General features: G+C 71.8%; 7 protein-coding genes and 1 pseudogene. 6 read left to right on the top strand and 2 right to left on the bottom strand.

The features are described 5' to 3' along the window. The first annotated feature begins 51 nt into the window (after positions 1-51). From AB0D85_RS21740 to tatA, 3 genes are all read left to right on the top strand, one after another. Complete coding sequence (locus AB0D85_RS21740) at positions 52-414, top strand: metalloregulator ArsR/SmtB family transcription factor (RefSeq protein WP_362322498.1); 363 nt, start codon at positions 52-54, stop codon at positions 412-414. Beyond that, the gene (locus AB0D85_RS21735; protein WP_362322496.1) at positions 404-3,028 is read left to right on the top strand and encodes an HAD-IC family P-type ATPase; all 2,625 of its coding nucleotides are present in this window, start codon (positions 404-406) and stop codon (positions 3,026-3,028) included. Before AB0D85_RS21740 ends, AB0D85_RS21735 begins: the two co-directional genes overlap by 11 nt. Before the next feature lie 130 nt (positions 3,029-3,158). Continuing rightward, complete coding sequence (gene tatA / locus AB0D85_RS21730) at positions 3,159-3,431, top strand: Sec-independent protein translocase subunit TatA (RefSeq protein WP_362322494.1); 273 nt, start codon at positions 3,159-3,161, stop codon at positions 3,429-3,431. Positions 3,432-3,467: 36 nt separating this feature from the next. Here the strand turns inward: tatA and AB0D85_RS21725 are convergent, their stop codons facing one another. Both AB0D85_RS21725 and AB0D85_RS21720 read right to left on the bottom strand, forming a co-directional pair. Further along, positions 3,468-4,022, bottom strand: coding sequence for a hypothetical protein (locus tag AB0D85_RS21725; RefSeq protein ID WP_362322492.1), 555 nt, complete (start codon positions 4,020-4,022; stop codon positions 3,468-3,470). Positions 4,023-4,045: 23 nt separating this feature from the next. After that, positions 4,046-5,202, bottom strand: a pseudogene (locus AB0D85_RS21720) (S8 family serine peptidase). Positions 5,203-5,700: 498 nt separating this feature from the next. Between AB0D85_RS21720 and AB0D85_RS21715 the strand changes: the two are divergent. The 3 genes from AB0D85_RS21715 to AB0D85_RS21705 are packed head-to-tail and all read left to right on the top strand — an operon-like array spanning position 5,701 to position 16,942. After that, complete coding sequence (locus AB0D85_RS21715; RefSeq protein ID WP_362322490.1) at positions 5,701-7,614, top strand: DUF6531 domain-containing protein; 1,914 nt, start codon at positions 5,701-5,703, stop codon at positions 7,612-7,614. Next, positions 7,608-16,412 (top strand): LamG-like jellyroll fold domain-containing protein, encoded by an 8,805-nt coding sequence (locus tag AB0D85_RS21710; RefSeq protein WP_362322488.1) that lies wholly within the window; start codon positions 7,608-7,610, stop codon positions 16,410-16,412. The genes AB0D85_RS21715 and AB0D85_RS21710 overlap by 7 nt, the downstream gene beginning before the upstream one ends. Continuing rightward, a complete protein-coding gene (locus AB0D85_RS21705; RefSeq protein WP_362322486.1) occupies positions 16,406-16,942 on the top strand; it encodes an SMI1/KNR4 family protein in 537 nt (178 codons plus the stop codon). Before AB0D85_RS21710 ends, AB0D85_RS21705 begins: the two co-directional genes overlap by 7 nt. Positions 16,943-17,020 lie beyond the last annotated feature (78 nt).

Here is a 17,020-nt window from a genome sequence, read left to right as displayed (position 1 = left end):
CTTCGATCGGGAACGGGTCCCTTCGACGCGGTGGACAGGAGGAGTACGACGGTGGCGACAGCGTCCGGCATCGGTACCGAGGACCCCTCCGCGGAAGTGCTCACGGAGGCGGCCGCGTCCTTCGGGCTGCTCGCCTCGCCCGCCCGGCTGCACATCGTCTGGGCGCTGGCCCAGGGCGAGAGCGATGTCACGGGCCTCGCCGAGCGGGTCGGCGGCGCGCTGCCCGCCGTCAGCCAGCACCTCACCAAGCTGAAGCTCGCCGGTCTCGTCCGCTCCCGCCGGGAGGGCCGCCGCCAGGTGTACCTCGTGGACGACCCGGACGTCGTCGACGTCGTACGGCTGCTGGTCGACCGCCTCACCGCCCGCGGTACCGGCGCCGAGCTCCCGGCCCCCCGCCACCTCCGTGGTCTCTGAGGGCGAGGCCGCCACCTCGCTGCAGGTGCTGCGCCGGCTGGACACGGGACCGCGCGGGCTGACCGAGGCGCAGGCCGCGGCCCGGCTCGCCGCCGCCGGCGAGAACACCCCGCCCCGCCCGCACACCGCCTCCTGGCCGCTGCGCTGCGCCCGCGCCCTGCGCGACCCCTTCACCGCGGTCCTCCTCACCCTCGGCCTGGTCTCCGCACTGGTCGCCTCCTGGGGCACGGCCGTCGTGATCCTCGCCCTGGTCGTGGTCAGCGCCGGGCTGCGCACCGCCGGCGAGCACCGCGCCGACCGCTCCCTGGCCGCCCTGCGCCGGCTCGTCGCCGGCACCGCCACCGTGCTGCGCCGCGCCGACGAGGACGCGGAGCCGCGGGCCCGGGAGGTCCCGGTCGCCGATCTGGTCCCGGGTGATGTCGTACGGCTCGGCCCCGGCGACCTGGTCCCGGCCGACGTACGCCTGCTGCGCGCCCGTGGGCTGACCGTGCACCAGGCCGTGCTCACCGGCGAGTCGGCACCCGTGGCCAAGGCCGCCGTCGACGTCCCCGACCGCACGGACAGCGGCCCCTTCGACAAGCCGTACCTCTGTTTCCAGGGCAGCGGCGTCACCTCCGGCAGCGCCACGGCCGTCGTCACGGCGACCGGGGAGCGGACCCGGTTCGCCGTCGCGCAGGACGCCGCGGACGGGCGGCGGGAGGCGAGCGCCTTCGACCGGTCCGTGCACGGGATCTCCTGGGTGCTCATCCGGTTCATGCTGCTCACCCCGCCGCTGGTCCTCATGGCCAACGCCGGACTGCGCGGCCGGGGCCTGGAGACGCTGCCCTTCGCGGTCGCCGTGGCCGTCGGGCTCACCCCCGAGATGCTCCCGGTGATCGTCACCACCTGTCTGGCCCGGGGCGCCGCGCTGCTCGCCCGCGCCCACCAGGTCGTCGTACGACGGCTGCCCGCGCTGCACGACCTGGGCGCGGCCGACGTGCTCTGCCTCGACAAGACCGGCACCCTCACCCAGGACCGCCCCGTCGTCGAACGCGCGCTCGGACCCGGCGGTGAGAACGACCCGGAGGTGCTGCGCTGGGCGGCCGTCGGCGCCTGGTGGACCCTCCAGCTCGCCGAGCTGCCCGCCCCCGACGCCCTCGACGAGGCCCTGCTCACGGTGGCCGGACCGGTGGGGGAGGAGTACGACGGGATCGGCGCCGTTCCCTTCGACCCCGAGCGGCGCCTCGCGACCGCCGTCGTCGCGGGCACCGCCCTCGGCACCCATGTCCTGGTCACCAAGGGCGCCGCCGAGGCCGTGCTCGACCGATGCGCTCTCGACCCCGCCGAACGCGAGCGCCTGCTCGCGCTCGCCGCCCGCGAGGCCGGCGCCGGGCTGCGCGTCCTCGCCGTCGCCACCGCCGAGTGCCCCTCCCGCACCCGCCCCTACACGGCCGCCGACGAGCGGGGCCTCACCTTCCGCGGCCTGCTCACCTTCCGCGACGCCCTGGCCCCCGGCGCCGCGGAGGCGCTGCGCGGCCTGACCGACCTCGGCATCACCATCCGCATCCTGACCGGCGACCACCCGGCCACGGCCGCGCGGGCCTGCCGCGATCTGGGGTTGGCGGCCGTCGAGGTGGAGACGGCGGCGGATGTACTGCGGCACGGGGCGGAAGAGGTGGCGGCCGGGCGGGCCGGGACCGGGCGGGCCGGCGGTGAGTGGGGCGGTGCCGGGCGGCGCGGGGGCGTGCCGGGGGCGGAGGGTGGTGTCGGCCCGGTCGGCCTGCCTACCGTCGTCGCCCGGTGCACCCCCGAGGACAAGGCCCGGATCGTCGCCGGGCTGCGGGCCGCCGGGCACACCGTCGGGTTCCTCGGCGACGGGGTCAACGACATCCCCGCCCTGCGCGCCGCCGACGTGGGGATCGCGCCCCGCACCGCCGTGGACCTCGCCCGCGAGACCGCCGACGTCGTCCTCGCCGAGAAGGACCTCGGCGCGATCGGGCACGCCGTCACGGCCGGGCGGCACAGCAGCGCCAACATCGCCACCTACCTCCGCGTCACCCTCTCCTCCAACCTCGGCAACGTCCTCGCGATGCTCTCCGCCGGCCTGCTCCTGCCCTTCCTGCCGATGCTCCCGGCCCAGGTGCTCGCCCAGAACCTCTGCTTCGACGCCGCCCAGCTCGCCTTCGCGTACGACCGCCCCGGCCGGGCGGCGCTGCGCCGCCCGACCGTGCTGCGGTCCCGCGCCTTCCTGCGGTTCATCACCGGCTTCGGGGTGCTCAACGCGATCGCCGACCTCGCCACCTTCGGCGTCCTCGCGGTGGCGCTGCGCGGCCCGGACGCCCTGAACGACGAGGCCGTCTTCCACTCGGCCTGGTTCACCGAGAACCTGCTCACCCAGGCCCTGGTGATGTTCCTGCTGCGCGGCGGCACCGGGCGCGGACCCGTCGGCCGGGCCGCCGGCGTACTCGCCGCCGTCGGCCTGCTGCTTCCGCCCGGCCCGCTGGGCGCCGCCCTGGGCATGACCGGGCTGCCGCCCGTCTACCACCTGCTGCTCGCCGCCGTCCTCGGGCTGTACGCCCTGGCGCTGCGGGCGGTGCGGGCACGCCACGACCGCCGTCAGCAGGCACAGTCATAGGGTCGTGTTCGGGTTCCGTTTACCACCCGGGTTGTACAGTTGCGCAATGTAGCAACCATTGCTGCCCGGCCGAGGCGCAGGAAGCACCCTCCGTCGGTACGGACAAACGTGAGAAAGGGAGGTGGCGGTCATGCTCCGCAACGGACTCGAGCCCTGGCACCTGTTGATCGTCGCGATCGTCTTCATCGTGCTCTTCGGTTCCCGGAAGCTGCCCGACACCGCCCGGGCCCTGGGCAAGTCGATGCGCATCCTCAAGAGCGAGGCGAAGGCGATGAAGACCGAGGAGGCGACCGCCGCGCCGGTGGAGCCGACGTCGGTACAGATGGCGGCGGAGCCGACGGCGGCCCCGGCACAGCCGGAGCCCAGGACGACGCCCGCCGAGCCGACGGTCACGACGAGCTGAGGTCCGTCAGGGCGCCGTCGGACCGGCTCCGGACGGTCAGCGGCGGTCGGTGATGAAGGCGCTGACCTGTGCGGCCAGTGCCTTTCCGGCCTGTTCCTTCCCCGGGCCGGCAGGCGCGGCGATGGCCGAGACACGCGGTTGCGCCGAGGCGGCACCGATGATCACGAACTGCTGGCGCGGGTTGGCGCGCGCCGCGGCCTCGGTCGCGGGTCTCATGCCGGTGCCGACGGTGACGATCAGCTCGCAGTGATGCTGCACGGCGCCGTTGAAGTACGGCAGCGCGGCCTTGGCGTCGACGGTGGGGGCGGGGAAGCGCTCGGCGTTGACCCCGCCGGAGCGCGCCGCGTCCTGCATGCCCTGCCAGGACGCCTGGCTGAGCCGGGCGTCGGTGGCGCCCGCGGGCGAGACGAGCAGACAGGCCCGGAAGTTGCGGGAGACGTTGGCGGCCCGGGGCTGAGCGCTCCGGTCTCCGGTGAGCAGCGCGGTGAGCGACAGTGCCGCCAGGAGAGCGACGGCCGCGACGATCGGGTGGCCGCGTACGAGACCGGTGAAGCGGCGGACGGGGCGCGCGGTGAGAGCCGGGAGCCGCATGCTGATCGGGTTCCTCCTGGGGATCACGTACGACGACGGAAGCGGCGGCGGACGAGGAAGCCGCCCGCCCCGACGGCGGTCACCCCGGCCACGGCGCCGACGACCGCGACGGTTCCGCCGGGAACGCCGCCCGTCGTGCCGGCTGCCTTCGGGGCGCCGTTCGAGGAGGCGGTGAGCAGCGGATCGGCGCTGGAGGCCGGAGCCGGCGCGCCCAGGGCCTTCAGTGGGTCGACGATGCCGTAGCCGAAGCGGTCGTCACGGCCGGAACCCGCGGGGGAGTCCCCGCCGGGGCGGTCGGCGGTGCCGATCAGCCGGGCGATGATCTGCCCGGCGCTCTCCGACGGGTACGCGGCGCGCAGCAGTGCGGCGGCCGCGGAGACGTAGGGCGCGGAATAACTGGTTCCGTCCTCGGTGAGATAGCCACCGCTGTTCCTCGTCGAGTAGATGTCCACCGCCGGGGCCGCCAGCGCGACGTAGGAACCGGACTCGCCGGCGGCCCAGGAGCCGCCGTCGCGGGTGGTACCGGCGACGGCGACCACGCCGGGGAACGCGGCCGGATAGGTCACCGGGTTTCCCGCCCGGCCGCTGTTGCCCGCCGCCGCGACCACGACGATGTCGTGGCGGCGCGCGTAGGCGACGGCGTCGCGGATCTGCGGGTCGGGGTCGGTGGTCACCATGGAGATGTTGATGACCGCGGCGCCGTGATCGGCGGCGTAGACGATGCCGCGGGCCAGGGCGAGCGGATCCGCGGCGTTGTCGGCGCTGACCCGGACGGGAAGTACGGTCGCCCGGGGGCCAGCCCGGTCATGCCCTTGCCGGTACCGCCGGAGCCCGCGATGACTCCGGCGACCGAGGTGCCGTGCGAGTCGGTCGACAGGTCGACCCGGCCGTCGGCCGCCTGCTGGGTGACATCGGTGCCGGGCAGGACCCGGCCCGCCAGATCCGGGTGCCGGGCGTTCACCCCGGTGTCGACCACCCCGACCGTGACGCCGGCCCCCTGGCTGAGCCGCCAGATCCGGAAGGCGTCGAAGTGCTGGGCGTCCAGCGGCCATTCGGAGGCGAGGGGGGTGGGTGCGGCGGACTGCCGCGCGGCGGCCGGAGACACGGCGGCCAGGAGGAGCAGTAGCGGCAGGCCGGCGTATGCGCAGGCGCGTAAAGCGCCCGACGGTCCCAGTCTCATCTGCCCCCGCAGCCCATCCGATGTCCTGTGAGAGCAGCCTTACTCGCCAACTGGAAAGAGTGGGGCGGGAGTTGGCCAGGAAAGCTACAAGCGCTTGCAATGTACTGGTCAACCTTGGTGTGCAATGCCGGTCTTCGGCGTCAATGCCCTGGCTTATATGGCTGTCCCGGGCCGTCGTCCCGCTGATAGAAGATCCGGCTGTCCGGAGTTGGATGTTGGGCATCGCTGGGGGGCAACGATGATGGGCCGCTTGTGGAGATCCGTCCGGCATGTGCCGACGGCACTGAGAGCGACGGCGTTCGTGGCGGTCGCCGCGCTGGTCGGGGTGCAGGGGGCCAGGCGGCCCAGGCGTTACCGAGAACGGCGGCGACCCCCGCCACCCCGGGACAGCAGATCGGAACCGCGGCAGGCAAGAAGCACGCGGTCCCCGCCTCGGCGACCGGGAGCAGAGCCGGAAGCTCGCTGGCCGACTCCGGTCCCGGCCAGGTCAAGGGCGCGGTGGGCGCCTACCGGGCGCACGGCGCGAAGAGCGACCCGGTGAACTCCGGCAGCAGGATCCACAAAGCCCCGAAGCCCGTCGCCGCGCCGGCGACGAAGAAGCATCGGGGCTTTGTCGCGTCCACCAGCGTGGAGCAGCCCAAGCTCGACACCGCCACCACGACCGTCTTCAAGAACGCCGACGGCACCTACACCGCCCAGATCCACACCCACGCCGTCAACTACCGCAAGTCCGACGGCACCTGGGCACGCATCCCCGTCGACGCCACGACCACCGCCACCCCGGGAACGGCCTCCGTGGCCTCCTACCGGACCGCGGCCGCCGCGGGCAACCCGACCGGCCAGGGCAACGCCTCCTCCTCGACCTACGTCGAGTCCGGCGTCACCCAGAACTTCCACGGCAACGGGCAGTTGTACGTCGGCAAGTACCAGAGCCACGACTACAACTCGTTCCTCCAGTTCAGTGGCTTCGGCACCCAGTTCGCCAACGACTACATCGTCAACTCGACACTCTGGCTGGACACCGAGTTCTCCGGCCTGGACACGACCGGCGCCTGCTCGGCCGAGGCGGTGAACGTCGCCACCGTCTCCGCCTCCTGGGACCCGGCGAAGATCGACACCTACCCCGGGCCCGCGGCCGGCACCCAGATCGGCACCGCCTCCTTCGCGGCCGGCACCGACTGCTCCAACGGCCGTCAGTGGGAGGGCGTCAGCCTCGACACCAAGACGGTGATGAACTGGGCGCACGGCTGGGCGGCCAACTACGGCCTGCGGCTCAGCGCGGCGTCCACCGCGGCGGCGGCCAAGGAGTTCTACGCCGACGACCCCTACCTGGCCATCGAGTACACGCCCAACGGCGCCGGCGCCTCCTACTCCGAGGTCAGCTACGCCTCGCCGTGGAACAACCAGCCCGGCTGGGGCAAGGTCACCGTGCAGAACCGCGGCACGGCCACCTGGACCCCGACCAACGGCTACAAGCTCTCGTACCAGCTCTACACGGTCTCCGGCACCACCCGCACCCTGCTCACCAGCCCCGCCGCGACCCCGGCGGTGATGCCCTCGACGGTCGCGCCGAACAAGCCGGTCACCGTCACCGCGTCGATTCCCGCGCTCACCGCCGGGCAGACCTATCTGATCTGCTGGGACATGTCCTACAACGGGACGCTGTTCTCCACCTACGGGGTCCCGCAGACCTGTTACTCCCTGCCCGTGGTCAACAACCCGCCGATCGTCGACACGTTCACGCCCGGCAACAACGGCTCGGTGTTCAGCCTTACCCCGACGCTGGCCGTGACCGCGCACGACCCGGACAACTACCCAGGTACCGCGCTCAGTTACTCGTTCAACGTCTACGCCAACGGCTCGACGACCGCGCTGGCCTCCTCGGGCTCGCTCACCACGTCCACCTGGACCGTCCCGGCCGGCAAGCTCGCCTACGGCAGGACGTTCTACTGGACCGCGCAGGTCAGCGACGGCAACGCCGCCTCGCTGTGGTCCGCGCCCGACTACTTCACCATCCCGGCCGCGCCCCAGCCGCTGGTCACCGCGCACCTCGGCGCGGCCCCGTACGACGCCACCGTCAAGGGCGTCGACCCGCAGCTCGGCGACTACTCGACCCAGACCACCGACGCGACCGTCCCCGGCCCGTCCGACGGCCCGACGCTCAGCGTCCAGCGCACGTACAACAGCCTCGACCCCGGTGTCTTCAAGGCGTTCGGCGCGGGCTGGTCGTCGCTGCTGGACATGCGGGCCACCGAGGACGCGGACGGCTCCGGCAACGTCGTGATCACCCTGGCGGACGGCCGTCAGGAACGGTTCGGCGCCAACGGCGACGGCACCTACAGCCCACCGGCCGCGACTACGCCGTCCTGTCCGCACCGGCGGCCGGGTACGGCACCTCCGGCTTCATGCTGACGGAGAAGTCGGGCACGCGGTACTTCTTCCAGAACCAGGTCACCGACCCGGTCACCGGTCAGACCTACTGGGGTCTGACCCAGTACGGCAACCGCAACGGCCACGGCCTGGACGTCCAGTGGCTGCCCGTCACCCTCACCCTTCCGGACGGCAGCACCGTCAAGCCCGAGGAGCCCACGGGGGTCGGCTACAACCTGAGCCAGGACAACGGGTTCGACGACGGCGACCACAACAGTGCCGACATGCCCGTCACCCTCCAGCTCACCTGGGGCGTCCAGCAGGTCACCGCCTCCGACGGCACCGTCAAGAACGTCCCGCACGTCGACCAGGTCACCTCCAAACCGGGCCTGTTCGCGACCACCCGCAACCCGTGGACGTACGGCTACGACTCCGCCGGCGACCTCACCTCGGTCTGTCCGCCCGCCTCCAGCAGCACCACCGCGACGGCCTGCATCCAGTACAGCTACACCTCGGGCGCCACCTCCGGATCGCACTTCGCCTCGATGGTCCTGGACTCCAACCCCACGGACTACTGGCGGCTCGGCGACGCGACCGGCTCGGCCACCGCCAAGGACGGCGTCGTCGCCAACGAGGGCACCACCGACGCGACCGCCGCCAACGTCACCTTCGGCCAGGCGGGCCCGCTGGCCGGCACGCCCGCCACCGCGGCCTCCTTCAATGGCACCAGCTCCTACCTGGCGCTGCCGGACAACCTGCCGGCCAACGCGAGCAACCTCGCGGTCGGCATGTGGTTCAGGACCACGCAGGCGGGCGGGACGCTCTTCTCGTACCAGAGCGGAAAGCCCGGTACCGCCGTCTCCGCGAACTACACCCCGTCCGTCTACATCGGCAGCGACGGCAAGATCCATGCCGAGTTCTGGGACGGCAAGGCCACGCCGATGGCCTCGCCCGCGGCCGTCAACGACGGCAAGTGGCACTACGTGGTGCTGTCGGGGGCCCGCACCGGTCAGACCCTGTTCCTCGACGGCGCCCAGGTCGCCACCCGCACCGGCAGCACCATCACCGTGAGCGGCCAGCCCTACACCACCGTCGGCGCGGGCGAACTCGCCGGATCCTGGCCGTCGATCCCCTCAGGGAACGCCCTGGGCTGGTTCAACGGCCAGATCGAGGACGTCTCCTTCCTCCAGCACCCGCTCGGCCTGCCCGCCGTCCAGCAGGAGTACGCCTCCGCCACTCTCGCCGCCCGCGAACTGACCGGCACCACCCTGCCCTCCGGCAAGACCGCGCTCGCCGTCGGCTACGACGCGCTGACCGACCGCGCCTCCTCCGTCACCGACGCCGACGGCGGTGCCTACCAGCTGGCCACCCCGGTCACCATCGGCAGCAACGACTACTACTACGGCGCCGTCCGCGGCACCCGGCCCGCCCACGACTACCCGATGACCGAGTCGGCCGGCCTCACCGCCGCCGACCAGTACGGCGTCGACAAACCGGCCGACGGCACGTCGGACGGCATCTACAACGACGTCATGCTCGGCGAACCCGGCATCTTCGGCCCCGGCGGGGACTCCGCGGCCGGCTTCAACGGCACCGACTCCTCCCTGTCACTGCCCGCCGGAGCTCTCGACGACAGCAGCGGAACCGCCTCCGTCGCCCTGTGGTTCAACACCAAACAGGCGGGCGGCGTCCTCCTCTCGTACCAGAACGCCCCGATCGGCTCGGTGCCCACCAGCTACACCCCGGCCCTCTACATCGGCACGGACGGCCTGCTGCACGGGCAGTTCTGGGACGGCAGCCTCTCCCCGATGGCCTCCAAGGCGGCGGTCAACGACGGCAACTGGCACCTGGTCGTGATGACCGCGAGCGGCACCGGCCAGACCCTGTGGCTCGACGGACAGAGCCAGGCCACCCGCACCGGCAAGACCATCGCCGGCCAGGTCAAGACCTGGGGCGAGACCACGGTGACCGTCGGCGCCGGATACGTCGCCGGCTCCTGGCCGAAGCCGCCCGCCAACGCGCAGGGGTACTTCAACGGCGAGATCGGCCAGGTCGGCCTCTACCGGACCGACCTCGGCCAGAGCAGCGTCGAGGCCCCGCTCGGGCTGTACACGGCCAAGGGCTCGGCCACCCTGCTCATGCCGTCGACCACGCTGACGGTCACCGACCCCGCGCAGCACACCGAGACGTACACCTTCGACCCGTCCAACGGGAACCGCACCACTGCCGTCACCGACGCGGGCGGCGGCCGGACGACGTACGCCTACGACTCCCTCGGTTTCCAGGACGCCGTCACCGACCCCGACGGGCACGCGACCACCCGTCGGCACGACGTGTACGGCAACGTCCTGACGACGACGACCTGCCGTCAGACGAACTCCTGCCAGACCTCGTACTTCAGCTACCACACCAACGCGTCCGACCCGATGGACCCGCTCAACGGCAAGGTCCTCTACGCGGCCGACGCCCGCTCCGGCGCCACCGGCACCGCCGACCCGGCCTACCGGACGGCCTATACCTACACCCCGTTCGGCGCCCTGGCCTCCGTCACCACGCCCCCGACGCCGGACTATCCGAACGGCCGGAAGACCAGATACACGTACTACAACGACAACGAGACCTTCACCAACAACATCGGCGTCGTGTACACCGAGGTGTACGGGATGCTCGCCACGGTCACCGATCCCAGCGGCAAGGTCACCCGCTACCACTACTGCGGCACCGACAACCGCGGGCAGGTCTGCAGCGAGACGGACCCGTCCGGTCAGATCGCCTACTACCTGGACGACCCACTCGGCCACCTCACCACGAAGGCGGTCGGCTCCGACGTCTACCCGGTGACGTTCTCCTCCACCGGCGCGCCGGTCGGCGGCGTGCAGACCACGTACACCTACGACCCGCTGGGCCGGACCCTCACCGAGACGGGCCCGGCGACCACCGACGCGGTCAGGGGCGTCACCCACACCCCGAAGACGACGTACACGTACGACGCGGACGGCGACCTGACCGGCACGTCGACCGCCGACACCACCGGCCACGACACCACCCGCGCCACCGCCTACGTCTACGACGACAACGACCGCGTCAAGACCGTCACCGACCCGGCAGGCCAGGTCACCGGGTACACCTACGACAGCTTCGGCCGCCGGACGACCCGGACCGACGCGGCCGGCACCACCTACCGCTACGCCTACTCGCCGACCGGGCAGCTGCTCACCACCACCCTGCTCGGCTGGACCGGCGACCCGACCGCACCCTCCGACCCGACCGACCTGGTCGTGGAGTCCCGGGCCTACGACCCGGCGGGGCGGCTCGCCTCCGTCACCGACTCGATGGGCCGGACCACCGCCTACAGCTACTTCGACGACAACCTGCTCCAGTCGCAGACCGACGCCTCCGGCACCTCCGTCGCCACGACCACCAAGGCCTATGACTACGACGCCGCCGGCAACATGACGTGGGAGTGCGACGTCTGGTCCGGCACGGCCTGCCTCAAGCAGACCCAGTACACCGTGGACGCCGCCGACCGGACCGCCAAGACCGTGGTCGACCCGTCGGGCGTCAACCGGATCACCGTCAACACCTTCGACCCGGACGACAACGTCCTGTCCCGCATCCTCACCGGCGGCGGCCAGACCCGGCAGCTCGGCTACTCCTACGACGCCGCAGGGAACCGCACCGCCCAGTCCGTACGCACCGACTCCACGGGGCCGACCGGCTACTGGCCGCTCACCGAGGGCGCGGTCACGGCCGCCGACTCCTCGGGCAACGGCTTCACCGGCACGCCGTCCACCGGCACCTCCTGGGGGCCGCCGGGAAGCAACTACACCTCCCTCAACGGCACTTCGGGCGCCGTCCTCACCAGCGGCACACCCGTCGTGGACACCAGCAAGGCCTTCTCCGTCTCGGCGTGGGCCTACCTGAGCGCCACCAGCACCACGAAGGACTTCACGGTCGTCAGCCAACAGGGCGCCCAGAACAGCGCCTTCCAGCTCGAGTACAACCACACCACCAAGTCCTGGGCCTTCGTCCGTGCGAGCAACGACACCAGCACGGCCACCAACTACGTCGCCAGCGACCCCACTGCGGCCATCGCCGGCACCTGGACCCACCTGGTCGGCGTCATGGACGCGCTCGGCAACCTGAGCCTGTACGTCAACGACGTCGAGGTCAGCGGCAACTGCCTCAACTGCACACTGGTGACCGACCCCACGCCGATGGCCAGCACCGTGGGCGTCGCGATCGGCCGGGGCAAGGCCGCCGGCGCCTCGGTCAACTGGTTCGCGGGCCGGGTCCGCGACGTCCAGCTCTACGGGCGCGAACTCAAGCCGGTCGAGATCGGCCAGCTCTACACCTCGGCCACCACCACCGGCGAGTCCCCGGTCACCGTGGGAGCGGCGGGCTGGTGGAAGCTGGACGACGGTGAGAACCCGTCCGCGGGCGACCACTCCGGCGCCGGGAACGCCGGCACCCTGAACGCCTCGACGAGCTGGTCGACGGAGAACGGCGGCTCCGCCGTCTTCGCCGGGGCCGGACAGATCGCCACCGGCGGGTCCGTGGTCGACACCACGAAGAGCTTCTCGGTGTCCGCCTGGGCGAAGATCACCACCACCCCGACCGGCACCTGGCAGACGGTCATGGCCCAGCAGGGCACCCAGGCCGCCGGGTTCTCGCTCGACTACAACCCGACCGCGGGCCGGTGGGCGTTCGACCGGGCCACCACCGACGTCGCGTCCCCGACCCTCGCAGGTGCCACCTCCACCGCCGCCCCCACCCTCAACACCTGGACCCACCTGGTCGGCACGTACGACGCGAGCAGCGGCAAGATGACGCTCTACGTCAACGGCACCGCCCAGAACACGGCGACGGACACCACACCCATCGCGAGCTCCGGGCCGTTCGTCATCGGCCGCGGATACACCGCCGGGGCCGCGGCCCAGTACTTCAACGGCTCGGTCAGCAACGTCCAGACGTACAACCGCGTCCTGTCCGCCACCGAGGTCGCCGCGCTGCACACCTCGGCCGGCACCGCGGGCTCCGCGCCGCTCACCACCACCTGGACCTACGACCAGCGGGGCCTGCCCGTCACGATGACCGACGCGCGCGGCAACGCCGCCGGAGCCACCGCGTCCGCGTACACCACCACCTACGCCTACGACGAGGACGGCCGGCTCACCGCCACGACCTCGCCGCCCGTCAGCACCGAGACCGGCGGGGGAGCGGCCCAGCAGACCGTGGCCGTCGCGCAGTCGGGCTACGACACCTTCGGCGAGCCGGTGGAGACCGACGACGCCGACGGCAACATCGTGACGACCACCTACGACCTCGACGGCCGCGTCCAGGCCGTCTCCCAGCCGGCGTACACCCCGCCGGACGGCTCCGGCACCGTCACCCCGACCACCTCCTACACGTACGACGCGCTCGGCGACGTCCACACCGAGACCGACCCGCTGCAGCACACCGCGTCGTACGTCTACGACCAGCTCGGCGACCGCGTCCAGCAGACCCTGCCGGGCGGCCTGGTCACCCACCTCGGCCACGACACCGACGGTGAGGTCCTCAACACCACCGACCCGACCGGCGCCAGGACCGAGGCGACGTACGACGCGCTCGGCCGCGAGGCCACCAGCACCCAGGTGGAGAGCAGGCCCACCCCGGCGGCCTACACGACGAAGTACGGCTACGACGGCCTCGGCGACCTCACCTCGATCGAGGACCCGCTGCACAACACCTCGACGGCGGGCTACGACGCCCTCGGCGAGATCAGCACGGTGACGGACCCGCTGCACAACACCACCTCGTACGCGTACGACGTCGCCGGGCAGCTCATCAGGACCACCGCCCCCGACCTCACGGCGACCACACAGGGCTACGACCAGGCGGAGCGGCTCGTCTCGGCCGCCCGGCTCGACGCGAACGGCGCCACCCTCAGCTCCACCTCGTACGGCTACGACGCGGCGGGCAACCAGACCTCGGCCACCGACGCCCGCCAGCACACCACCACCGCCACCTTCGATGCGCTCAACCGGACCGTCAGCCAGACCCAGCCGGTCGACGCGAGTACCTCGATCACGACCTCCTTCGGCTACGACGCCGCGGGCAACGAGACCCGCTACACCGACGCCGACAAGAACGCGACCTATTACACCTACAACCCGCTGGGCGGGCAGGAGACCAGCGTCGCCCCCAGCGTCACCGGTCTCACCTCGGCCGCCGACCGCACCACGACCTTCTCCTACGACGCCGACGGCAACCAGCACACGCTCACCCGCCCGGGCGGGATCACGATCACCGAGACCCACGACGAGAACGGCCTGCTGACCGCCGAGTCCGGCACCGGCGCCGAGGCCGCCACCGCGGCCCGCTCCTTCGGCTACGACGACGACGGCCGTCTCACCTCCGTCTCCGCACCGACCGGCACCGACACATTCGCCTACGACGACCGCGGTCTCCTCCTCACCATGGCCGGCCCCGGCGGCACCGCGAGCTACGGCTACGACCCGAACGGCGACATCGCCACCCGTACGGACGCCACCGGCACCGCCACCTTCGGCTACGACGCCGACGACCGGGTCGACAGCGAGACCGACCCGCTGACCGGCACCACGGCCACGCTCACCTACAACCAGCTCGGCCAGACCAAGTCCGTCTCCTACGGCACGGGCGGCGCGACCAGGTCCTACGACTACAACGCCTCCCACCAGCTCTCCTCCGACGTCCTGAAGACCTCCTCGGGGACGACGGAGGCGTCGGTCGCGTACACGTACAACGCCGACGGCCAGATCGCCACCCAGACCACCACCGGCACGGCCGGCTCCGGCACCAGCACCTATGACTACGACTACGCCGGTCGTCTGAAGTCCGCGGCCACCGGCTCGACCACCACCAGCTACGGCTACGACGCCAACGGCAACCGCACCAGCGCCGGCGGCGCCACCGCCACGTACAACGCCCGCAACGAACTGACCTCCGTCACCAGCGGGTCGGCCACCACCTCGTACGCCTACACCGCGCGCGGAACAACGTCGAGCGTCACCTCCGGCGGCTCCACCACCACCTACACCTCCGACGCCTTCGACGAGCTGACCGCCACCGGTACCGGCGGCAGCTACAGCTACGACGGCCTGGGCCGGCCGGCCACCGCGAGCTCGGGCGGCCGCAGTGCCGCCTTCAGCTACGCCGACGGCACCAACAACCCCGTCTCCGACGGCACCCAGAAGTTCGCCCGGGACGCGGGCGACGGTGTGCTCGCGGTAAGCGCGGCCGACGGTACGAGCGCCGGCCTCGCCCTGACCAACAGCCACGGCGACGTCACCGGCACGTTCACGGCCACCGGCACGGCGCTCACCGGTTCCACCGCCTACGACGCCTACGGCACGCCGACCGCCACCAGCGGCAGCCGGACCGACCTCGGCTACCAGTCCGGCTGGACCGACCCGGCCACGGGCTACGTCAACGCTGCCGCCCGCTGGTACAACCCGGCCAACGGCGACTTCACCAGCGCCGACATGGTGAGCAACCCGCCCACCCCCGCCGTCAACGCCAACCCGTACGCGTACGGCAACGACGATCCGCTCGACGCCACGGACACCTCCGGCCACGACGCCTGCACCAGCGACGACATCAAGGCCCAGGAGGAGGCGTACGAGGCACAGCAGGCCTATCTCAAGCAGTGGCAGGCGGGTGCCTGGGACCGGATGGAGAAGTACTCCCAGGACCAGTACAACGCCTGGAAGCGCGAGAACGCCCGGAAGATGGCCCAGAACGAGGCCGACGAACGGGCACTGCAGCAGCAGATCGCCGACCAGGAGCGGCAGTTCGAGAACGAGTTCAACGACGCCATGAACTGGGAGCCGTCGGGCCGCTCGGGCGGCCACGGTTCGGGCTCCGACTCGGGCTCGTACAGCGTCTCCTACGGCAACTCGTACGGCTCCTACAGCTCGTCCGGGGGCTACTCGTCCCTCTACTACGGAGTCGCGCTCGGCGGGGCGCTGACCTACGGTTACGGCGCCGCGAGCTCCGCGGGCGGCGGGGCTGCCGCCGCCGAGGGCCTGGAGGCGGCCGGCGACGTCATCTGGGAGGAACTCGCCTCGGCCAGCGCCGAGGAACTCCTCTTCGGGCTCGTCCTGGCCGCCTCGGCGGACGACGACTGCGGCGCCCACGGCATCCCCACCCGCCCCAAGAACCAGAACCTCGGCGGCGTCAACACCACCCCGGTCATCGGCACCACCCCGGACGAGGACGCGGCCGCGGCCGCCGCTCACCAGGCCACCAGTTCGTCGGCGGCCACCGATCCGAGCGTCGCCACGGCCACCAACGGCGCCGGCGGCAACGGGACGGCGACCGATGAGGACAACAAGTGCGGCACCGTGCCACGTGACGTCCGCTACCAGTACGAGGACCTGGACGCGGAGAACCGGGCCCAGGGGGCGACCGCCCTGATCTGTCCGTCGGACCTGAAACCGAAGGGCAGTAAACGGGACAGCATCGACTCGGTCCCCGTGGCCGGGTTCCCGGACGGTCCCACGAACAGCCTCGGCCCGGGAAGGGCGACCTACAACAAGACCCACATCATCGGTGACCAGTTCAACGGGGCACCGAAGGCCGAGAACCTCTTCACCGGATTCGACCGTATGAACAAGAGCGGCATGCGGCGGTGTGAGAAGAGGATGGTGACGCAACTCGAGAAGGGGAACTGGGTGCAGTATTCCGCGACCTTGGAGTACTCCGACGACACGAACCCCATACCCACCGGAATACACATGACGGCCACCACCAAGGCCGGACCGCTGTTCGATGTGACAGTGGAGAACAACTCGAGCTGGCAGGACACATGCTGAACCTTTCGGACCTCGAACGCGCGATCCATGGGCTGCGGGCGGTGCGTCCGGCCTCGGCCCGCCGGGTCGACTGGCTCGCCCTGGAGCGCTCACTGGGGGTCGGTCTGCCGGCGGACTTCAAGGAGTTCGCCGAGGCCTACCCCCCGGTCGAGATCGACGAGTTCCTCCGGATCTGGAGTCCTGCGCCCGGACGAGAGGAGGAGTACGCGGAAGGGGTGCGGTACGGCCTCGAAATCCTGCGGGATCTCTGGGAGTCCGGCGACACCGAGGACTACACGGTCTACCCGGAGCCGGGAGGGCTGCTGCCGTGGGGCGAGTCGCTCGAAGGAGACGTCTTCTACTGGCGCACGGCCGGCCGGGATCCCCAGCAGTGGCCGGTGGTCGCCGGCGGGCGCAACGGCGGCTGGTGGGAGTGCCCGGGTGGCCTGCTCGCGTTCCTGGTCGGCGTGGTCGACGGGACGGCGGAGAGGGCCGAACTGCCCGACGGTGTACTGGGCCCGGCCGCGTCTGTGGTCCTGCTCGGTCCGTGAGGCGGGTCGGCCTCGGCCAACGCCGTAGTGTTCTCGGACAAGAGGCCTCCGCGCCCCCGCCGCCGGTCGGCGGAGAGG

The organism is Streptomyces sp. NPDC048277 (assembly GCF_040652235.1).
Lineage (GTDB): Bacteria > Actinomycetota > Actinomycetes > Streptomycetales > Streptomycetaceae > Streptomyces.
This window is presented reverse-complemented; position numbering and strand designations above follow the sequence as displayed.